Annotated in this window: 14 protein-coding genes and 1 tRNA gene; 6 read left to right on the top strand and 9 right to left on the bottom strand. The window is 66.8% G+C overall.

The features are described from left to right. Nucleotides 1-12: 12 nt before the first annotated feature. Complete coding sequence (locus tag SOM26_RS00140) at nucleotides 13-462, bottom strand: c-type cytochrome (RefSeq protein WP_320450712.1); 450 nt, start codon at nucleotides 460-462, stop codon at nucleotides 13-15. Between the two features lie 113 nt (nucleotides 463-575). On the opposite strand from SOM26_RS00140, the gene SOM26_RS00135 reads away from it, so the two are divergent. Then, the gene (locus tag SOM26_RS00135) at nucleotides 576-2,348 is read left to right on the top strand and encodes a cation:proton antiporter domain-containing protein (RefSeq protein ID WP_320450711.1); all 1,773 of its coding nucleotides are present in this window, start codon (nucleotides 576-578) and stop codon (nucleotides 2,346-2,348) included. A gap of 145 nt (nucleotides 2,349-2,493) precedes the next feature. On the opposite strand, the gene SOM26_RS00130 is transcribed toward SOM26_RS00135, so the two are convergent. The 5 genes from SOM26_RS00130 to SOM26_RS00110 all read right to left on the bottom strand — a co-directional run bounded on the left by SOM26_RS00130 (nucleotide 2,494) and on the right by SOM26_RS00110 (nucleotide 9,739). Continuing rightward, a complete protein-coding gene (locus SOM26_RS00130) occupies nucleotides 2,494-5,166 on the bottom strand; it encodes a valine--tRNA ligase (RefSeq protein ID WP_320450710.1) in 2,673 nt (890 codons plus the stop codon). Between the two features lie 42 nt (nucleotides 5,167-5,208). Next, complete coding sequence (locus SOM26_RS00125) at nucleotides 5,209-6,831, bottom strand: histidine kinase famiy protein (RefSeq protein WP_320450709.1); 1,623 nt, start codon at nucleotides 6,829-6,831, stop codon at nucleotides 5,209-5,211. Between the two features lie 73 nt (nucleotides 6,832-6,904). Continuing rightward, nucleotides 6,905-7,501, bottom strand: coding sequence for a DUF2497 domain-containing protein (locus SOM26_RS00120; protein WP_320450708.1), 597 nt, complete (start codon nucleotides 7,499-7,501; stop codon nucleotides 6,905-6,907). Between the two features lie 42 nt (nucleotides 7,502-7,543). After that, nucleotides 7,544-9,064 (bottom strand): TolC family outer membrane protein, encoded by a 1,521-nt coding sequence (locus tag SOM26_RS00115; protein ID WP_320450707.1) that lies wholly within the window; start codon nucleotides 9,062-9,064, stop codon nucleotides 7,544-7,546. Between the two features lie 6 nt (nucleotides 9,065-9,070). Beyond that, a complete protein-coding gene (locus SOM26_RS00110) occupies nucleotides 9,071-9,739 on the bottom strand; it encodes a protein-L-isoaspartate O-methyltransferase family protein (protein ID WP_320450706.1) in 669 nt (222 codons plus the stop codon). A 424-nt stretch (nucleotides 9,740-10,163) separates the two neighbouring features. On the opposite strand from SOM26_RS00110, the gene SOM26_RS00105 reads away from it, so the two are divergent. The 5 genes from SOM26_RS00105 (at nucleotide 10,164) to SOM26_RS00085 (ending at nucleotide 16,862) form a co-directional block, all read left to right on the top strand. Then, nucleotides 10,164-10,237: transfer RNA gene (locus tag SOM26_RS00105), tRNA-Cys, on the top strand. A gap of 166 nt (nucleotides 10,238-10,403) precedes the next feature. After that, complete coding sequence (locus SOM26_RS00100; RefSeq protein ID WP_320450705.1) at nucleotides 10,404-12,332, top strand: M61 family metallopeptidase; 1,929 nt, start codon at nucleotides 10,404-10,406, stop codon at nucleotides 12,330-12,332. Nucleotides 12,333-12,476: 144 nt separating this feature from the next. After that, entirely contained in the window at nucleotides 12,477-13,037 is a 561-nt protein-coding gene (locus SOM26_RS00095) for a PAS domain-containing protein (protein WP_320450704.1), read from the top strand. Nucleotides 13,038-13,147: 110 nt separating this feature from the next. Beyond that, nucleotides 13,148-16,483, top strand: a complete 3,336-nt coding sequence (locus SOM26_RS00090; RefSeq protein ID WP_414712003.1) for a CheR family methyltransferase — start codon at nucleotides 13,148-13,150, stop codon at nucleotides 16,481-16,483. Further along, entirely contained in the window at nucleotides 16,476-16,862 is a 387-nt protein-coding gene (locus tag SOM26_RS00085; RefSeq protein ID WP_320450702.1) for a response regulator, read from the top strand. The genes SOM26_RS00090 and SOM26_RS00085 overlap by 8 nt, the downstream gene beginning before the upstream one ends. A gap of 173 nt (nucleotides 16,863-17,035) precedes the next feature. Here SOM26_RS00085 and SOM26_RS00080 read toward each other — a convergent pair whose 3' ends face one another. Genes SOM26_RS00080 through SOM26_RS00070 form a run of 3 tightly spaced genes read right to left on the bottom strand, consistent with a single transcriptional unit; the run spans nucleotide 17,036 to nucleotide 21,530 of the window. Then, complete coding sequence (locus SOM26_RS00080) at nucleotides 17,036-18,316, bottom strand: TolC family outer membrane protein (RefSeq protein WP_320450701.1); 1,281 nt, start codon at nucleotides 18,314-18,316, stop codon at nucleotides 17,036-17,038. Next, complete coding sequence (locus SOM26_RS00075) at nucleotides 18,309-20,738, bottom strand: ABC transporter permease (RefSeq protein ID WP_320450700.1); 2,430 nt, start codon at nucleotides 20,736-20,738, stop codon at nucleotides 18,309-18,311. The genes SOM26_RS00080 and SOM26_RS00075 overlap by 8 nt, the downstream gene beginning before the upstream one ends. Nucleotides 20,739-20,762: 24 nt before the next feature. Beyond that, complete coding sequence (locus SOM26_RS00070) at nucleotides 20,763-21,530, bottom strand: GIN domain-containing protein (RefSeq protein WP_320450699.1); 768 nt, start codon at nucleotides 21,528-21,530, stop codon at nucleotides 20,763-20,765. Nucleotides 21,531-21,538: the final 8 nt, after the last annotated feature.

Below are 21,538 nucleotides of genomic sequence, written 5' to 3'. Positions count from 1 at the left end.
CGGCGGAGACGGCTATTCCCGCCCTTCCCGCTCCAGATAGGCGATCACGTCCGCACGTGCGAGCGGGTCGGCCAGTCCGGGAAACGTCATCTTCGTGCCCGGTGCGAAGCGTTGCGGCGAGGTCAGCCACCGGTCCATCGTCGCCCGGTCCCACCGCCCGCCGACGCGGTCCAGCGCCGCGGTATAGCCATAGCGAGCACTGCCGCCCGCGACCGGCTTGCCCATGATGCCGTGCAGGTTGGGCCCCGCCCGGTCGAGTTCCCCCTTGCCGATGGTGTGACATGCCAGGCATTGGCCGAAGGTGTTTGCGCCCGCATTTGCATCGGCCACCCGCATGAGCGCATCAAGCGAGGGATTGGGGCCCGCCGCCTTCAACCGTTCGGCCCGGTCGCCGTCTCCACAGGCGGTGAGCACGACACATGACAAGAGCGCAAACGCGATGCTGAGACGAGACGATTTCATCGCATCGCCCTAACGCCGCCGCCGCGCCCCACCCCATTGGACGAATCGCCCCATATCCGTTTCGTCCGATTAACGACCTGACAAGCGCGGCAAAGCCGGGCTAGTCTGTCGCCATGGCACTTCGGTTAGACAATCAGGGCTTTTCCGACGCCCTTGTGATCCTCGGGTCGGCGGGGATCGTCATTCCGGCCTTTGCGCGCTTTCGGGTCAGCCCGGTGATCGGGTTCATCCTGGTCGGCCTTCTGGTCGGGCCAGCGGGGCTGGGATCGCTCGTGCCCCATGCACCCTGGCTCTATTACCTGACCATCTCCAACCCGGAATCAATCGAACCCTTTGCCGAGTTCGGTATCATATTATTGCTGTTTTCCATCGGCCTGGAGCTATCTTTTCGCAGGCTTTGGGCGATGCGCAGGCTGGTCTTCGGCACCGGCGCGGCGGAATTGATCGGCTCGGCGGTATTGATCGGCACCGCGCTTCACTTGCTGGGCCAAGGCTGGGCAGGCGCGATCGGACTGGGCCTTGCATTGACCCTGTCCTCGACCGCGCTGGTGCTGCCGCTCGTCGGCACGACCAGTCCGGTCGGACGCGGGGCGTTCGCGATGCTGTTGTTCGAGGACCTCGCGCTGGTCCCGATCATCTTCGCACTAGGCGCCATGGCACCAACCGCCAGCGACGAGGGCTGGGTTGGCATAGCGGGTGTGGCCCTGCGCGGCGGCCTGACCGTGGTCGTCATGTATCTGGGCGGCAAGTTCGTCCTGCCCCGCCTGTTCGCCCAGGCCGCCCGCACCAAGAGCCCCGAGCTGTTCCTTGCCGCCTCGCTGCTGGTGGTCATCGTCGCCAGCGTCGCGACCACCGCCGCCGGGCTGTCGCCGATCGTCGGCGCGCTGCTCGCCGGACTGCTGATCGCCGAAACCGAATATCATTCGGAGGTCGAGGTGATGACCGCACCCTTCAAGGGCCTCGCGCTCGGCGTGTTCCTGATCACCGTAGGCATGAGCCTGGACCTGCGTCTGATCGCCAAGAACTGGGACATGCTGTTGCTGGCGGTGGTCGGCGTGGTCGCGGTGAAGGCGATCGTTACCTATCTGCTGCTGCGTGTCGCCCATGCCCGCCGCGGGGTAGCGGCGGAAACGGGCCTGTTGATGGGCAGCCCGTCCGAAACGACGCTGATCGTCCTCGGAACGGCGGCGCAGGCGCAACTGATCCTGCCCTCGACCGCCAGCTTCTGGCAGACGGTGACGGCGATCGGCCTGACCATCACGCCGCTGCTCGCCAAGGCAGGCCGGGTCATGTCGCGCCGGATCGAGGCGAAATCCGGCGACCTGCCGCCCGAGCCCGAGGCGGATGGCGACACCGGACGCACCGTGGTGATCGGCTTTGGCCGCGTCGGCAAGATGATCGCCGACATGCTGACCATCCATGGCCAGCGCTATGTCGCGGTCGAGGCCGATATCGATTCGGTCAGCGAGGCGCGGCGGGCGGGCTATCCGGTCCTGTTTGGTGACGTTTCGCGGGCCGAACTGGTCGACCGGCTGAACCTGCCCGCCGCACGAGCGCTGATTCTGACGATGGATGATCCGGTGCTGACCGTAAGATTGGCGCGCCGCATCCGCGACGCAGCGCCGGACCTGCCGATCATCGCGCGCGCCCGCGACATGGCCCATGCGACGGAGCTGTACCGGGCTGGTGTCAGCGAGGCGGTGCCCGAGACGCTGGAGAGCTCGCTGCAACTGTCGGAGGCGGTACTGGTCGATCTGGGCGTCGCGATGGGGCCGGTGATCGCGTCGATCCATGAGAAGCGCGATGAACTGCGCCAGGTGATTCGGCGCGAGGCGAAATTGCAGCGCGAGCCCAGGATACGACGGCTCAAGCGCTTGGGGGAATAGATGTAGCCTCTATTCCTCCCCAAGCTCGGCTTGGGGAGGGGGACCATCGCGAAGCGATGGTGGAGGGGCATACGCCCCTCGCCCCTCCACCACGGCCTACGGCCGCGGTCCCCCTCCCCATCTTGCGATGAGGAGGAACTGGGGGTCAGCCCAAGCGGCCGAGTGCGGCGTGAAGGCGCGCGGCTTCGGCCATCTTGTCGGCATGGTCGGCGCGGGCCTTTTCCACCGCTTCCGGCTTGGCACGTTCGACGAAGCTGGCATTGCCCAGCCGCCCGCCCAGCGCGTCGCGCTCCTTCTCGACCGCCGCAATCGCCTTGGTCAGGCGCTGACGTTCGGCGTCGAGGTCGATCACGCCTTCCAGCGGGAGGACGAAGGTCGCTTCGTCCACCACAACCTGCGCGGCACCGCCCGCGGCTTCACCGACGGCGGCCTCGACCCGAGCGAGACGCGCGAGTGCCGCGGCCTGACGCACCAGCCGTTCCTGGGTGTCGACATGGGCTTCGCGCACATACATCGGCAGGCGCGCGCCCGGCGGCACGTTGAGCTCGGTGCGCGCGGCGCGGATTTCGCTGACCAGACGGATCAGCCAGTCGATCTCACGCTCCGCCTCCGGGTCGAGCGCACGGGCGTCGGCCATCGGCCAGTGCGCCACGATCAGGTCATGATCGCGCGCACCCATCGCGTGCCACAGTTCCTCGGTGATGAAGGGCATGAACGGGTGGAGCAGGACCAGTATCTGGTCGAGCACCCAGCCAGCGACCGCGCGCGTCTCTTCGCCACCCGCTTCGCCGCCCTGGAGGACCGGCTTGATCAGTTCGAGATACCAGTCGCAGAAACGGCTCCAGACGAACTGGTAGATCGCGTTCGCCGCGCCGTCGAAACGGTAGTCGGCCAGCGCCAGGTCGACCGCCTGCACCGTCTTCACCGTCTCGGCGATGATCCACTTGTTGACCGCGAGGGTCGCGTTCGGAGCTTCCAGCGTCGCGGATGCGCCGATGCCGTTCGCCTGGGCGAAGCGCGCCGCGTTCCAGAGCTTGGTCGCGAAGTTGCGATAGCCCTCGACACGGCGTTCATCCATCTTGATGTCGCGGCCCTGGCTCTCCATCGCGGCCATGAAGAAGCGCAGCGCGTCGGCGCCATACTGGTCGATCAGACCCAGCGGATCGACCGTATTACCCTTTGACTTCGACATTTTCGAGCCATCGGCGGCGCGGACAAGACCGTGGAGATACAATGTCTTGAAGGGCACATCTTCCATGAAGTGTATGCCCTGCATCATCATCCGCGCATCCCAGAAGAACAGGATGTCGAAGCCGGAAATGAGCACGTCATTGGGGTAGCGCCCCGCCAGCGTCTTGTCGCCATTGTCGGGCCAACCGAGCGTCGCGAAGGGCCAAAGCGCGGAGGAGAACCACGTATCGAGCACGTCCGGGTCGCGGGTCAGGGTGACGCCCTCGCCCGCTTGCGCCTGTGCTTCCTCCTCGCTTTCGGCGACGAACACGCGACCATCCTCGGCGAACCACGCCGGGATCTGGTGGCCCCACCAGAGCTGGCGGCTGACGCACCAGGGCTGGATGTTTTCCATCCAGTTGAAGAAGGTCTTCTCCCATGCCTGCGGCACGATCTTGATGTCGCCCGAGCGCACTGCCTGAATCGCAGGCTGGGCCAGCGTCTTGGCGTCGACATACCATTGGTCGGTCAGCCAGGGCTCGATCACCACGCCGGAGCGATCGCCGAACGGCGTCTGGATCGTGCGCGGCTCGGCGTCGTGTTCTTCGCCGTCCTTGTCGACATGCGGGATCAGCACGCCCTCGTCCTTCAGCCGCGCGACCACCGCCTTGCGCGCGTCGGCGCTCGACAGGCCGAGGAACGCGTCGGGGATCAGCCCGTCGGCGGTCTGAACGATGCACGCCTTGGCATCGAGCATGTTGAGCATGTCGCGCGCTTCGATGCCCGCGCGGCGGCCGACCTCGAAATCGTTGAAGTCGTGGCCGGGCGTGATCTTGACCGCGCCCGAACCCAGTTCGGGATCGGCATGTTCGTCGGCGACGATCGGGATCAGTCGGCCGGTGATGGGCAGCCGCACCTGCTTGCCGATCAGCGCGGTGTAGCGCGCGTCGTCCGGATGGACCGCAACCGCCATGTCGGCGAGCATCGTCTCGGGCCGGGTCGTCGCGACCTCGATGAAGCCCGATTCGTCTGCCAGCGGATAGCGCAGGCGCCAGAAGTTGCCCTTCACTTCACGCGTCTCGACCTCCAGGTCGCTGATCGCGGTGCCCAGCCCGGCGTCCCAGTTGACCAGCCGCTTGTCGCGGTAGAGCAGGCCTTGGGCGTACAGGTCGACAAAGACCTTCAGCACCGCCTTGCTGAAACCCTCGTCCATGGTGAACCGCTCGTTCGCCCAGTCCATCGAGCAGCCCAGGCGGCGCAACTGGCCGGTGATCTGGCCGCCGCTCTCCGCCTTCCACGTCCAGACCTTTTCCAGGAACTGGTCGCGGGTGAAGTCGGTGCGCTTCTGCCCCTTCGCGTTTATCTGGCGCTCGACGACCATCTGGGTCGCGATGCCCGCATGGTCGGTGCCGACCACCCACAGCGCATCCTTGCCCTTCAGGCGGGCATGGCGGACCAGGATGTCCTGCAACGTGTTGTCCAGCGCATGGCCGATATGCAGGTTGCCGGTGACGTTGGGCGGCGGGTTGACGATCGTCCAGGGTTCGGCATTCGGGCGGTCGGGGCGGAACAGGCCCTTTCCCTCCCAATGGCCATACCAGCGGGCTTCGATTGCGGCGGGGTCGAACGTCTTGGGCAGCTCAGTCATGCCGCTGCCTTAATCACCCGCGTCGCCGGACGCCAGATGCTATCAGGTGCGGGCCCCGGGCCGATCGAGCACCGCGCGAATGCGTTCGTTCAGATCGGCGCGGCGATAGGGCTTGCGGATCAACTCGTACGAGCGCGCGCCCTCGTCGATCGCCTCGTCGGCAAAGCCGGTGGTCAGCAACACCGACAAATTCGGATAGTCGCGCCGCACGACCTGCGCCAGGGCAACGCCGTTCATGCCGCCGGGCATCAGGATATCGGTGAAGAGCAGCGCGAAATCGCTGTCCTTGGCCAGACAGTCGAGCGCCTCGCGCGCGCTGCGCGTCAGGACGACATCATAGCCCAGGTCCTCGAGCATCGATTTGCCCAGATCGCCGACATCGTCCTGATCCTCGACCATCAGCACCCGCTCGACCCCGCCGCTGCGTGCAGGGAGAACCGGGGCACTGCGGCGCTCGGTGACGCCTGCGGCGCGGGGGAAGTACAGCGCGATGGCCGCCCCATCGACGTCCTGCTCGACCGCCGCCAATCCACCCGACTGGCGCATGAAGCCATAGACCATGGCGAGGCCCAAGCCCGCCCCCTTCCCCATTTCCTTCGTCGTGAAAAAGGGGTCGAAGACCTTGTCGGCAATTTGCGGATCGATGCCGGGGCCGTTGTCGGCCACGCGCACGACGACATATTCACCGGGCTCCAGACTGGCGGGCCCCTCGGCACTGTCGGCGTTGTGGATCATGTTGCGGGTGGACAATGTGATCTCACCCTGCCGCCCGTCGCGGGCCAGCGCCTCGCGCGCATTGGTGACGATGTTGAGCAATGCCATCTCGGCCTGGACCGGGTCGATCCGGCAGTTCCAGAGATTCTCCTCCAGCCGCTGGCGAAGCGCGATACCGTCGCCCGCCGTACGGTTCAGGATCGGGCGGAAATCCTCGATCAGCTGGTTGAAGTTGAGCAACCGGTCGCGCAGTTCCTGCTTGCGCGCAAAGGCGAGCAACTGCTGGGTCAGCGTGGCACCGCGGGCCGCCGCCGCGCCGATCGCCTCGACCGCGCGGCGTCCGCTTCGGTCGGCCTGGTCGACCCGCGCCTCAAGGATATCGGCATAGCCGATGATGACCTGGAGCAGATTGTTGAAATCATGAGCGATGCCGCCGGTCAGCTTGCCGACCGCCTCCATCTTCTGCGCCTCGTGCAGCGCATCCTCGGCCTCGCGGCGGCGCGAAATGTCGAGCTGGCTGCTGAAGAAATAGACGAGCTCGCCCGCATCGTCATAGACCGGCGAGACGAACAGCGCGTTCCAGAAGGTCGAGCCATTCTTGCGATAGTTGAGCAGTTCGACCGCGATCTCGTCGCGTCGCGCGATCGCCGCCCGCACCTGCGCCACCACGTCGCGATCGGTTTCGGGGCCCTGGAGAAAACGGCAATTGGTGCCGAGGATTTCCTCCTCGGAATAGCCGGTCATGAAGCTGAAGGCTTCGTTGCAGAAGACGATTGGATTGTCGGGTTGCCGGGGATCGGTCACGATCATCGGCATCCGCGTCGTCTTTACGGCCGCGAAAAATATGTCCGACTGACCCGAATGCGGCTGACGCGCATCGGCGATCGGAGGCGACGACACGTGCGAACGCGTCGATTTCGGCAGATCGGGCGTCTCAGGTGTCGGGTTCATGGTCAACGAACCCGGACGCGTGCCGCCGGTTCCGCATCGCATCGCGATGCGGGTGGAAAAGCCGGCGGACAGATTAGCGACCTTCGCGGGTGATCCGGGCGATCTCACGCGCGACCATTGCCTCGACCATCTCGGGCAGATGGGTGTCGAGCCAGTCGCGCAGCATGGGGCGGAGCATGTCGCGCACCAGCCCTTCGAGAGTGCCGTCGCTGGTGGGTTCGGGCTTGACCATCATACGGCTGAGCGCCTCCAGGGAACCACGGCTGGCCTCGGCCGCACGCGGGGACACGATCGCCTCCTCGGCCTCGTCGTCATCGCCCATGGCGGCATGGTCGAACGACGGAGCGGGCGGCGCGGCGGGGGCCGGTGCGGGAGTGGGCGCGGGCCGGGCGACATGCGCCACCGGCTCGGGTGCCGGCGCAGGCACGGGATCGACCACGGCACGCATCGCCGATTCGGCGGCACGCGCGGCGGCAGCCTCGACCTTCATGCGCAGCGGCATCGGATCGCTGAGTTCCAGCACCTCGGCCGAATCGTCGTCCATCACCGGCGACGGCACCGGACGCGGCTGGCGACGCTGCCGCGCGGGCACCTCGCCCTCTTCGGCAATGATCCTTTTGATCGAGGAGAGAATTTCCTCCATCGACGGCTCGGCGCTGATCTCACCCATGACCGCAATCCCCATTGAAGCCCCCCAAGGCCCCCGTCGGCCTTATTGCCGACTTGGTGCCGTTGCACCTGTGGTTAATGCGGGGCTCCTGTCAACAGGAGCGTTCACATCGGCGTCGAGCGGACGGGTGATCGCCGCCGTCTGGGCCGGGGTTCCGGCGGTGGTGCTGGCGACCGGCGCGGGCTCTCCATCGCCGCCCCAATCGCTGATCCTGTTGCGAACGCGCTTGTAGTTGGCGACCGGATCATAGAGCGAACCGCCGTCCAGCCCCAGGTCGCGCGCCTCGGCATTGCCCATCGCCGCGATCAGCGCGAAGCCCGCGACATATGCGTCGCGCCGGGCGGTCACCAGCGTCACCTGGCTGTTCAGCAGTTCCTGCTCGGCGTTCAGGATGTCGAGCACGGTGCGGGTGCCGACGCTGTTCTCGGCCCGCACACCCTCCAGCGACAGCGAATTGGCGCGCACCGCTGATTCGGCCGACAGGATCACCTCCTGCGAGGATTGCCACACGGCATAGGCGGAGCGGACCTGCGCCACCACCTGTCGCTCGGTCGCGGTGGCGTTCTCGAGCGCCTGGCCACGCAAGGCCTCCGCCTGACGCACCTGCGCCGCCGGACGACCGCCCTGGAACAGCGGCATCGAAACCTGCACGCCGACCGTCGCGTTGACACCCGATGCGGGCACGTTGGGGACGTTCAGCGACCCCAGATAATTGAAATAATTGCCGCTCGACACCGCCGCCAGGCGGGGCAGCCGGTTGGCGCGCGCGACGTTGATGTCATAGCGGGTCGCGTCCGCCGAGCGGCGCGCGGCGATCAGCTGCGGATTCTGGTCCAGCGCGACGCCCACCGCCGCATTGGGCGAGGCGGGCAGCGTCGGCAGCGCGGGCGGCTGCTCCAGGCCCACAGGCGCAATGCCGACGATGTTGATGTAGTTCTCGCGGCTGGAGATCAGATTGGCCTGCGCCGACTGAAGCTGCGCGCGCGCCTGGGCCAGACGCGCCTCGGACTGGGCGACGTCGGTCCGGGTCAGGTCGCCGACCTGGAACCGATCGCGCGAGGCGCGCAGGTTCGTGTCCAGCACGTTGACGTTGCGCGTATTGAGATTGACGATCGCCTCGTCACGGATGACGTTCATATAGGCGGCGACGACGTTGGTGAAGAGATTGGCCTCCACCCCGCGCAGCTGCGCGCGGCCCGCATCGACCCGCGTCTCGGCGGCGCGCACCGCATTCTTGACCGCCCCGCCCTGATAGAGCGGCACCGACAACTGCACCTGGCCCGTGCCGACGCGTTCCGGGTTGAGGAAGTTGTTGTTCGCCACGACGATATTATCGATGATCTGGCCGGTGGACTGCAACGACGGCAGCCCGTTGGAACGCGCGATCGGGACATTCTCGTCGGTCGCGCGCTGGGCGGCGCGCTGACCGGTGATCGTCGGATTGGACTGGTACGCCCGCACCATGGCTTCTCGCAGCGTTTCGGCCGAAGCCGTGCCGGCGAGCAGAAGGGCCGCGCCGATCGCGACGCCGGAAGTCAGGCCAGAAGTCAGGTGCAGGCGCATGGTCCCTCAGAATTGAAAGGCGCGAGGACGGGCAAAGCCCGGCAGGATGGCGCATTCGGCATCGGCAAAGGCGCGCACGCCGTGGCCGCCCTCGGTCCGGCGACCGCTCGCCAGACGGGTGACGCCGTTCTCAACCAGACCGGTCACGATGCGGCCGCCGACCTTGACCTGCTCGATCAGGGCGGCGGGCAGTTCCTCGACCGCGCCGTCGATGATCAGCACGTCATAGGGCGCACCGGCGGGATGACCCGCGTTCAGCGGTGCCTCGACCACTTCGATCTTGCCCTCGCCCGACAGCGCGGTGCGGGCGGCGGCGGCGAATTCGGCCTGCTCCTCGACCGCGACGACACTGGCGACGATGTCGACCAGCAGCGCGGCGGTGTAGCCGGTGGCCGCACCGATCAGCAGGACACGGTCACCCGCCTCCAGATAAGCCTCGGTCAGCAGGCGGCCGGTCGCCATCGGCAGGTTGATCGCACGGCCATGGCCCAGGTCCAGCGTGCCGTCCCGGTACGCCACGGCGCGCAGTGCCTCGGGCGTGAAGACTTCGCGCGGCACCCGCGCCATCGCGGCGACGACGCGCTGGTCGTTGACCGCGGTCGTACGCAGCTGGCTGACCACCATGGCGTGGCGCATTGCGTCGAAATTCGAGGAGTCATTGCTGGTCGTCATCATGGCCCATCCCTGTCGCACAACCGTTTTAGTTGCGCAATACACTAAATTGGTTCCCGCCGCTTCTATCGCGGCCAGCCCCCGACGCCAAGCGGCGTGGACGACAGGTAGCGCCAACGAGCACTCGACTGTTAATCGGGCGCAGTTATCGTGTGGGGAACGCACGAAGGGGCAGCGATGGGAACATGATCAGACCATGAGCCATGCCGACCCCATCGCTGCGACTTACACCAGGATGGAGGCGCAATATGTCAAGTGTCGATAGGAGTATGTAATCAGCCGCCGATTGCTTTTGCCGAACGTCATCCGCCGAAATGCCGGGCGGCAAGCCTGACGCGGAAATTCCGGGTACTTTTTCAAACCGACTGCGCACTGCCTGTTGACACCACGATGAAAACCGCAGAAATGCCCGCCTCCCACACATCGAGGCGCGATGGCGGAGTGGTGACGCAGAGGACTGCAAATCCTTGCACCCGGGTTCGATTCCCGGTCGCGCCTCCAGATTTTCTGGACATATCAGGGCCATAGGCCACCTCACGCCAGCCGGGACCGGCTGCTGCAATGTGCCAGCTCGTGATTCGCGCGCGCCCTCCCCATCGCCAGCGACCGACACGAAAAGCGGTGGACCATGCCGTTGCTCCATGCCTAAGTCCGCCTATCGATGGGCGTGAAGGGATCGGGAATGCGGGTTCTGGCGATGATGACGGCGTTGGCGATGGCTGGCACGGCGATGCAGCCCGTGCTGGCGCAAGGCACCTTGTCCGCGCCCCGCACGACGGCACGCACGCCCCGCGACGCGACACCCTCGGCGGTCGAGTACGACATCGCTTTCCCCCGCGCAGAGCATCATGAGGCACAGGTCAGCGTGACCTATCGCGACCTGCCCACCGGTCCGGTCCGTTTCCAGATGGCACGCTCGTCGCCCGGCCGTTATGCGCTGCACGAGTTCGCCAAGAACGTCTATTCGGTGTCCGCCGTTGACGGCGCCGGCCGTCCGCTGCCGGTCCAGCGCACCGACCCCTATGGCTGGACGGTGCCCGCGCATCAGGGCATCGTGACCATCCGCTACACCTTGTTCGGCGATCGGGGTGACGGCACCTATGCGCAGATCGACCCCACCCATGCGCGGCTAAATATCCCGGCAACGTTCCTATGGGCGGTGGGCCAGGACGCGCGGCCGGTGCGGGTGCGTTTCCACCCCGCGCCGGGCTGGAAGATCGCGACCCAGCTTGCGCCGACCGCCGAGGCGGACGTCTTCACCGCGCGCGACCTGCAATATTTCATGGACAGCCCGGTCGAGCTGTCCGCCTGGGACGCGCGCAGCTGGACGGTGACCAGCGGGCCGAAGTCCTACGGCATCCGCCTGACCGTCCATCATGACGGCAGCGCCGCCGATCTCGATCGCTTCGCCGCGATGGCGCAGAAGGTGGTGGCGCAGCAGATCGCCATCTTCGGCGAGACGCCCGCCTATGACCACGGCACCTACACCTTCCTGGCCGATTACATGCCGCAGATCAGCGGCGACGGCATGGAGCATCGCAACTCCACCGTCATCAGTCAGGCACGCTCGCTGGCCGCTGCGAATTTCTCGCAGATCCAGACGCTGAGCCACGAATTCTTCCACAGCTGGAATGTCGAGCGCATCCGGCCTGCCGAGCTGGAGCCGTTCGACTTCACCCGCGCCAACGCCACGCCCTCGCTGTGGCTGGCGGAGGGTTTCACCCAATATTATGGGCCGCTGGCGGTCGTTCGTGCGGGCGAGATGCCGCTCGACGACTATGTCGCGCAGCTGTCGGGGACGCTGAACGGCCTGATCAACACGCCGGCCCGCCATTATGGCGGACCGCAGGAGATGAGCCTGCGCGCGCCCTTCGTCGACGCGGCGCAGTCGATCGACCCGACGAACCCCAACATCTTCACCTCCTATTATCCGTACGGCGCGGTCATCGCACTCGCGCTCGACCTGGAATTACGCCAGCGCTTCCCGCAGCTTTCGCTCGACGATTACATGCGCCAGCTGTGGCGCAATCATGGGCGACCCGAGCGGCCCTATCGCCCCGACGACCTGCGCACCGCTTTGGCGCAAGTGACCGGAGACCAGGGCTTTGCCGACCGTTTCTTCGCGCGCAGCGTCACCGCCAGCGGCCTGCCCGACTTCGCACCGCTGCTCGCGCAGGCCGGGCTGACCCTGCGCGCTGCCCACCCCGGTGCCGCGTGGGCGGGGGCCGCACCGGTCGCGGGCGATACCGGCCTGACGCTGGCCCGGCCGACGACGCCGGGATCGCCGCTTTATGAGGCGGGGCTCGACAAGGGGGACCAGATCGTCAGCGTCGACGGGCGCAGCCTGACCACGCCCGAGGCCTGGACCGCGCTGCTTGCAAGCCATGCACCGGGCGACCGCCTGCCCATCGTCTATCGACAGCGCGGGGGTGAGCGTCGTGGCACGCTGATCTTCATCGCCGATCCGACGATGGAAATCGTGACGAACGAGCGCCTGGGCCAGCCGCTGACCCCCGATCAGACCCGGTTCCGCCAGGCATGGCTGGGCGCCAAGCCGGTGCCCGCCCCCTCGCCCATCGTCACCGGCCTGCGGTGAGGATGGCGACCGAAGGTGCGGAATGGGAACATTGCGTCATACTGATCGGTTTGCCACCTTCATGATCTCGGGGGACATCATGGATCGCGGCTCTTGCAGCGGCGATGACGCCATGCGAATGCGCGTCGAGGAGCCAGCTTTTTCGTGAACCACAATGAAATTCCGGGCCATCTGGCCACCTATCTGGACCAGTCCCCGATCGCGTTGGCACTGGCCGATGCACGGGGTGACAATCCCCTGATCTTCATCAATCATGGTTTCCGTCAGCTTACCGGTTACACTAGCGAAGATATGGTCGGGCATAACTGTCGGATGCTGCAACGCGACGCCGACAATGTCGAAGCGCGCGATCGCATTCGGGAATTCCTGGCCAACGACCGGCAGCTCAACGTGCGCACCATGCTCATCAACTTCCGGAAGGACGGCTCGCCCTTCGTCAACCTGCTGTACATGTCGAAACTGCGTATGCTGGGCGGCGACATGCCCTATATCTTCGCATCACAATTCGACGTCAGCCGGTCGCAGCCCGAGCGGTTGACCGCGTATGACGCCGAGCTCGGCCGCACGCTGGGCAAGCTGACCCCGATCCTGGCCGAAAGCGGCATGGTGCTCGAAGGATCGCTGACAGCCATCGCCAACACCGCCGCCACCATCGCCCAGGCAAAGCTGACCCTGTCGGACCTCGACAGAGCGGCCTTTCCGTGAGCGCCGAAACGAACCTGCCCCAGGCCGATACGATAGTGGATGGCGGCGGCGCATCGGTGCCCGCCGTCGGCATCGGCGCCTCGGCCGGTGGGCTGGAAGCGTTGCGCGAAATGCTGACGCCCGCGCGCGCGCCGACCGGCATGGCCTTTGTGGTGGTCCAGCATCTGGACCCCAATCACGAATCGATGCTCGCCCAGTTGCTGGACCGCCATACCAATTTGGAGGTCCGCCAGTGCGAGGGGTCGGAACGGATCGAGGCCGACCGCGTCTATATCATTCCCCCCGGCCGGGGCCTGGCCATTCGCGGCGGCGTGCTGGAGCTGACCGACTTCATCCAGCCGCGCGGCCTGCGCCGTCCGATCGACGATTTCTTCCTGTCGCTGGCCAGCGACCAGCAGGCGAACGCCGCCTGCGTCATCCTGTCGGGCACTGGGGCGGACGGCACGACGGGCCTGCGCGCGATCAAGGAAAATGGCGGCGTCGGCGTCGTCCAGAAGCCCGAGACGGCGCGCTATGACGGCATGCCGTTGTCGGCGGTCGGCACGGGCCTCGTCGATTTCGTCAAGCCGCCCAGCGAGATTCTCGACTGTCTCCACACCTTCTTTTCGCGCCGGGCGGGTGATCCGAAGGAGCAGGAGGCGGAGGTCGTCGCAGATCACATCGACGACCTTTGCCGCGTCCTGCGCAACGCGGTCGGCCATGACTTTTCGGGCTATAAGCGCACCACGCTGGTCCGCCGGGTCGAACGGCGGATGCATGTGCTGGGTATCGACACCGGTGCGGCCTATCTGGCCCGGATCAAGAGCGACGCCGACGAATGCGAGGCGCTGTTCCGCGACCTGCTGATCAACGTCACGCGCTTCTTCCGCGACACCGAGCTGTTCGAGACGCTTCGGACCAAGGCGATCCTGCCGCTGACCCGTGCCCGCGACCCGGACGAGGATATCCGTATCTGGATTCCCGGCTGCTCCAGCGGCGAGGAAGCGTACAGCATCGCCATGCTGTTCGCGGAGGCGGCGCGCGAAAGCGGGCAGCCGCTGGCGGTGCAGATCTTCGCGACCGATATCGACGAACAGATGCTGCAGATCGCGCGCGACGGCAGCTATCCGGCCTCGGCACTGGCCGACATTCCGGCGGCGCTGCGCGAACGCTATACCATACCGCATGCCGAGCGGTTCACCATCTCGGCCCAGATCCGCGACATGATCCGCTTTTCCAACCACAGCCTGGTCAAGGATCCGCCCTTTTCGCGGATCGACCTGGTGTCGTGCCGCAACCTGCTGATCTATTTCGACGACCGGTTGCAGCAGTCGGTCCTGCCGCTGCTCCACTATGCGCTGCGCCCCGGCGGCTATTTGTTCCTGGGCCCGTCGGAAAGCGTCGGGCGGTTCGATCATCTCTTTCCTGCGATCGACGGCCATGCCCGCCTGTTCGAGCGGACGCCGGGATCGCCCTCCTACCCCATCGACCTGCCCGGTCGCGCGAGCCCGACGCTGCGCCGACGTGGCGAGCGGGGCGAGCGTGACGGCGCGGTCCCCACCGGCGACGAGGTCCCGGCGATGCGCCGGATCGTCGATCGCTATGCCCCGCCCAGCATGGTGGTGGACCAGGACGGCGGCATCCTGGCGGCGTTCGGCAAGCTGAGCCGGTACTTCAACTTCCCCGTGACCCGCGCCGGCGGGTCGAGCGCGGTCACGCTGGCCCGGCCCGGCCTGCGCGAGGTGTTTGGCCCGATGCTTCGCCAGGCCCGCGACGCGCGCAAGCGGATCGCGGCGCGCGACGTATCGGTGACCACCGAATTCGGCATCCAGAAGGTCGAGGTCGTGTGCGACCCGATGGCCGACGGCTCGCTGCTGTTCCTGTTCCGCGACAGCGCGCCGTTCAGCCCGGTCGAGGCGAGCGATCTGGCCGACCTGGAGCCGGGCGAAGATCATATCGAGGCGCTGGAGGACGAACTCCGGCTGACCCGCCACCGGCTGCGCTCGACCGTCGAGGAGCTGGAGACGGCGAACGAGGAGCTGAAAAGCTCCAACGAAGAAATGATGTCGATGAACGAGGAGCTTCAATCGACGAACGAGGAACTGTCGACGGTCAACGACGAGCTGAAGACCAAGGTCGACCAGCTGACCATCGCCAATGCCGACCTGCGCAATTTCTTCGAATCGACCGATCTTGCCGTCGTCGTGCTCGACCGCAATCTGCGCATCCGCAGCTATACCGAGGCGGCACGGTCGATCTTCCCGCTGCAGCCCAGCGACAGGGGGCGATTGCTGGCCGACGTGTCGACCCGGCTGTCCAATACCGATTATCTGGGCGGTGCGGCCGATGTCGCGGCGGGCGGCCCCGCCACGCAGCAGCGGGTGATGACGCGCGACGGCGAACGCACCTTGTCGCTGCGCATCCTGCCCTATCGCACGCAAGGTGACGGCATCGACGGCGCGACGCTGGTCCTGACCGATATCACCGATGCGCTCAGCCTGGAGCGCGAACTGGCCGCCGAACGCGAACGCCTGGACCTGGCGATCAAGGCAGGCGGCATCGGCGTCTGGGAATATCGCGCGGGCACCGGCGAGATCATCCTCGACGAAACCGGTCGCCAGCTGTTCGGCTTTGCCGATCAGGAGGATGCGGGACGCGTTGCCCAGGTGTTCGACCGCATCCTGCCGGAGGAGCGGCCGGGCGTCGAACTGGCGCTGGCCGAGGCCATGGCGGGCCGGGGCGATTTCGAGATGACCTTCCGCCTGGACCTGGGCGGCAAGGAACGCTGGATCAAGGGATCCGGCCGGGTCGTCACCACGACCGCGCCGCATCGCATGGTCGGCGTGTCGATCGACGTCACCGCGGAATATGCCATCGCCGAGACGCGCGAACTGATGCTGCGCGAGATGAACCACCGGGTGAAGAACCTGTTCGCGATCATCTCCGGCATCGTCTCGGCAGCGGCGCGTTCGCATGACGACGTGACCGTGATGGCCGACGACGTGCGCGAGCGGATTGCGACGCTGGGCCGCGCGCACTCGCTGGCCTCGCCCGCGGGCGAGCAGCAGGCGATCGAGCTGGGCTCGCTCGTCCAGGCCACGATCGCCCCATATCAGGGCCAGTCGGCGATCGCGATGGACGGTCCCTCGTTGCTGGTCGACCGACGGTGCCTGTCGCCGCTTGCGCTGATCCTGCACGAATGGGCGACGAATTCGGTCAAATATGGCGCGCTGGCGCAGCCGTCCGGTACGCTGTCGGTGAACTGGACGCTGGCCGGGGGCAAGGTGCGGCTCGACTGGGTCGAAAGCGGCGGGACTTTACCGGATACGGAGGCGGGCCAGGGCTTCGGCACGCTGCTCGTCCAGACATCATCACGCCAACTGGGTGCGGAACTGGAGCGGAAATGCGTCGAAGGGCGTTTCCTGCTCAGCCTATCTTTGCCGGAGAGCATTTTGTCCCATGACTAAGACGATTTTGCTGGTCGAGGACGAATTCTTCGTCGCATTGGATTTGCAGTCGATCATCGAGGATGGCGGCTATCAGGTCGATGGCCCCTATGTCAGCGTCGAGGAGGTGCTGGCGCATCTCGACAGCGCCAAGCCCGAACTGGCCTGCGCGATCCTGGACGTGCGCCTGCGCGACGGAGAGGTGTTCCCCGCGGCGGAGCGTCTGCGCGAGGCGGGCGTCCCGCTGATCTTCCATTCGGGCCATGCCGACGAACAGGCGCTGCAATCGCGCTATCCGGGGGCCGCGGTATGCGGCAAGCCCTGCTCGCCCTCGCTGCTTCGCCGTACCTTGTCGATGGCGGTTTCAGGTCCGGCGGAAGGGGACCGGGCGGCAGGGTAATTTCTTTGGTGGGGTTGTTCTCGGTGAGACACCCTGCCCTCCCCCAACCCCTCCCGCTTGCGGGAGGGGAAAGGTGTCGTTGAGAGGTCCGGATTTTCTTCTCGCGCTCCCGTCCCGCAGGTGGGAGGGAAAAGATGCATCACCGAGGTCAACTCCCGCCATCGCGCGCCCAATCAATCGAACGCCCCCGGCCCCATCCGCCCCGTCGCGCGTAACAGCGCAGCCTGGGCGATCAAGACATCGACCTGCGCCCGCGCCACTGCCAGCTGCGCCGCGCGATAGCTTTGGTCGGCGACCAATATGTCGATCGTCGAGCGCAGGCCGAAGCCATATTCCGCGCGCACGCCCTTCAGCGCCAGGTCGGCGGCGCGCAGCCCCTCCGAGCTCGCCTTGAACCGGCCTTGGGCGGCGATAAGCGAGGCCCAGGCGGTATCGGCCGCCCGCACCACACCGCGCGCCGCCGCATCCACCGTGAACCGCTCGGCCCGTGCATTCGCCTCGGCCTGCCGCACGCGCGATGCGACCAGCCCGCCGGTAAGCAGCGGGACACGCAGCGACAGGCCGGCATTGGCCGCGCTGTCGAAACCGTTCGCGCCGCCACCTGCCCATTGCACGCCGCGCCCATAGCCGCCGCCCAGATCGATGGCGGGCGCCCGCTCGGCCCGCGCCTGGTCGATCCGCGCGACGGCCGCCTCCACCCGCCGCCGCTGGGCCAGCAGCAGCGGATGGCCCGCCTCCGCCGCCTCGCGCGCATCGGCGAGCGTGCGCGGCAAGGCGGTGGGGGCGGCGATCGTCGGCTCCAGTGCGCCCGCCTCGCGCCCGACGATCGCCCGGTAAGCGGCCGCCGCCGCCGCAACGGCACCTTCGGCATCGACCAGGTTGGAGACGACGCTGGCCCGCTGTGCCTCCAACTGGGCCACGTCGGTCTTCGTCGCCTGGCCCAGGCCGTAACGCGACTTCGCCTCCGCCACCTGGCTGTCGAGCCGCGCGATGCCGACCCGCGCGACCTCGACCGCCTGCTGCGTATAGAGCAAATCGGCATAGGCACCGACCACGCGCTCCAGCACATCGGCCTCGATATCGCGCAAGGCCTCGCCCCCGGCGGCGACATCGCCCCCCGTCGCGCGCACCGCCGACGCGACGCGCCCGCCAGTCCAGATCGGCAACGTCGCCGTCACCCCGCCCAGCACCGAACTCGCCCCCGTGCGCACGCCGGTATTGTCGGAACCCAACCGGTCATAGCCCGCCGTACCGGTCGCCCCGGCCGTCAGCCGCCCGGCGGCGCGCGCCTGGTTAGGCGTCTCGGCCAGGGCATCCTGCCTGGCACGGGCGGCGGCGAGTTCGGGATTGTCCTCCCACGCCGCCGCGATCGCCTCGCGCAGAGTTTCCGCCGAGGCGGGGGCGGCCACGACAAGCGCCGCCCCCAGGAGTAACCACCCCGCCCGCTTAATCATGACGCAGCGCCCAGGCGGGGGCGGCCCGGCTGGCCTTGAGCGACTGGCCCAGCACAGTCAGCACCGCGATGGTCAGCGCCAGCGCCGTCGCCGCCGCGAAATAGAGCGGCGACAGGGTTATCCGATCCTCGAACCCCGCCAGCCACGTCTGCATCGCGACGAAGGCGAGCGGCCAAGCGACCAGATTGGCGATCAGCACCGGCCGCAGGAACTGCCCGACCAGCAGCCTGACGATATCGGTGGCCGAGGCGCCCAGCGTCTTGCGAATGCCGATTTCCTTCACGCGCCGCTGCGTGTTGAAGGATGCCAAGCCCCACAGCCCGACGCACCCGATCAGGACGGCCAGGCCGGCACCAATGCCGAACAGGCGGGTGGCGCGATCGTCGGCCTGATAGAATTCGGCCAGCCGGGTGTCGGCGGTCTCGCCACTATACGGGACGGTCGGTGCCATGCGCTGCCACAGGTTTCGGACAGCCGCGTTCATGACGCGAGGATCGCCTGAGAAACGGATCGTCACGACGGTCGTGCCGACCTTCTCGATCTGCGGATAATAAACATAGTAGGTCGGTGCTCGCGGGGTACGGGGGGAGTCGAAGCGTAGATCGTCGACGACGCCGATGATCGTACGCGGCCGATCACCACCTACGGTCTTGCCGATCGCCTCCTGCGGCGAGCGGAAACGCAGACTGGAAAGAGCGCGGCGATTGACAACAATGTTGAGGCCCTTGGCCTTGTCCTGCTTGAACGCATCGTCGCCACCATGCGCATCGTCGAACAAGCGCCCCGCGACGAGGCGCGCGCCATGGGTCTCGAAAAAGCGCGGACCGACGATGACCCAGGCGAGCGACGGCCCGGTGCCGGCAACGCCCGGCAGCGGCACATTATCGCTGTTGCTTTCGCCGCTGCCGCCTACCGCTGCGTTCGAGAAGGTAACGTCGCGAACATTGGGCAGGTTTCGTAATGCCGACAGGAGCGCAGGCTTGCGCGACGGTTCGACCAGCGAGTCGGTCATCGAACGGACTACCAGCAAGCCTTCGCGCTGAAACCCCAGATCGGTATGCCGGATATACCGCGTCTGCGCGAGCAGCACGGCGGTGCCGATCATGAAGGCGATGGCCAGGCCGAACTGAACGACGACCAACGCCTCGCGCACCCGCGTACCCGTACGCCCGCCGCCCGGCGAGCGTGCAGAGGCGAGGACGGCGGCGGCTGGGAAGCGCGATAGGAGCATGGCCGGATAAGCACCGGCAACGATACCGACAACGACCGTCAACAGCGCTAGCCCCGGGACGACCACCATATAGGGAATGGTCAACGACAGACCACCCGCAGCATTGACGAGCGGCAAGCCAAGCTCGGCGACGATCAGACCGCCCATGCAGGCGACCGCCACGGTCAGGATCGCTTCGCCCAGAAACTGACGGATCAGCGCGATACGGTTAGCGCCCAGCACCTTGCGCATCGCGACTTCACGGGCGCGCAGCCCTGCACGGGCGGTTGCCAGGTTCACGTAATTGACGATCGCGATCATCAGCGTGAGCAGTCCGACCAGCCCGAGCGTCACGACCGTCGTCTTCCGGCTTTCGCTATCCTGGCCCTCCGGCTCGAGATGCAGGCGAGTCAACGGCAGCAATCGGAGTTGCTGCACCGCGGAGGGTTTCTCGCCGGGGGCCGCCAACTCCGTACCGCGTCGATCCACGAACGCCGTCAGCTTGCCCGCAAAGGCCCGAGCGGCGGCAGGGTTGTCGAAGCGTAGGAGGGTCTGGAGCGACGTGCTGCCCCAATGGAACCAATTTTGGGACGGTGGCGTGCGCGGCAGCGGTATCAGGATCGACAGCTTGAAGTCCGTGTTCGTCGGCAGCGTCTTGAAAACGCCCGTGACGCGGTAGTTGACCGGATTATCGGTCGCGATCGTCAGCGGCTGGCCGATCGGGTTGCGGTCGCCGAAATATTTCCGCGCCGTCGCCTCGTCGATGACCGCGTTCCCCGGTTGCGCAAGCGCGGTCATCGCATCGCCGCGCACCATGGGCAGCGGCATGACCCGAAAAAAGTTTGCATCGACCTGAGCGACATCTTCCGGCGTCGCCCGTCCGTCACGCAACACCGTGCCCCACTTCTCGCCGCCACGAATGCGCGTGCCGACGGTCCCCGGAAAGTCTTCGCGCAGCTGATCGAGCAGGCCGCCCATCGTATAGGGATAGGCCCCGTTCGCTGGGCTTTCCGGCAATGTCCAGTTGGTCTGAACGATGTAGACATTCTGATGATCCGGCAGCCACTTCTCATAGCTGGTCTCGAACCGGACATAGAGGCCCAGCACGAGGAAGACGGCGATGCCCACCGCCAGCCCCCCGATGTTGAGCGCGGCGAACAGCTTGTGGCGCACAAGCGAGCGATAGAGCGACAGTAGCGCGAAGCGGTTCATGGTTGCGTCCCCCCGATCACGCGGTCATCGACCGCAGGCGATGCGGGCGAGCCCGCTCTTGGACACGGTGCAGTGCGGATTGCCCTCGACCGTGACGTTGGCCATGCCGCTCGCGCTGACCTGCGCCGTTTGCGCGTTGCCCGCGTGGACCTTGGCGGTGCCGCTGGCCCCGATCGTCACGGCGGGCGCGGACAGGTTGCGCGCATCCACCTCGCCGACGCCACTGGCGTCGATGGTAAGTTCCCGTGCCGTACCCTCGACACGCAGGTTGCTGGCCCCCGAAGAGCCGATGCTCACCCGGTCGGCCTGCAGATTGCCAATGGTCGCCCGGCTGGCGCCGGACAGGTCGAAGCTGGCCGCTGCGCTACGCAGACCCGCAAGCCGAAGCACGCTCGCCCCGCTGGCGTCGATTGCAAAGGCGCGGGCATCGAGTGCGGGCAGGTTCATTCCCACCGCGCCGCTGACGTCCACCGCCTTGAGCGACGGCAGGGTCACGGCGATCGCCACCCGCCGGTCATGGCCGTTGCAGCTGTCGTTCCGGCGGCGGATGCGCAAGGTGGAGCCGGTCATATCGATCCGCAGATTGTCGATATTCGCCGCCCGCCCCTGCGCCGTCACGGCATAGCCGGACCCGATCGCGACGGTGACGATGTCGCAGCCGCTCAGTTCGATCCGGTCGAAGCCATGCATGGCGAAACCACGCGAGGTCGGGGCATTGCCCGGTGCGGCATCCTGTGCGGGCGCCGCGGCGGCGATCGACAAAAGGGCTATGGTGGAGATCATCTTCATCATGGAAATGT

Source organism: Sphingomonas sp. CFBP8993, from assembly GCF_034044895.1.
Classification (GTDB): domain Bacteria; phylum Pseudomonadota; class Alphaproteobacteria; order Sphingomonadales; family Sphingomonadaceae; genus Sphingomonas.
Note: the sequence above shows the minus strand (reverse complement) of the source record. Positions and strands in the feature narration are given on the sequence as shown.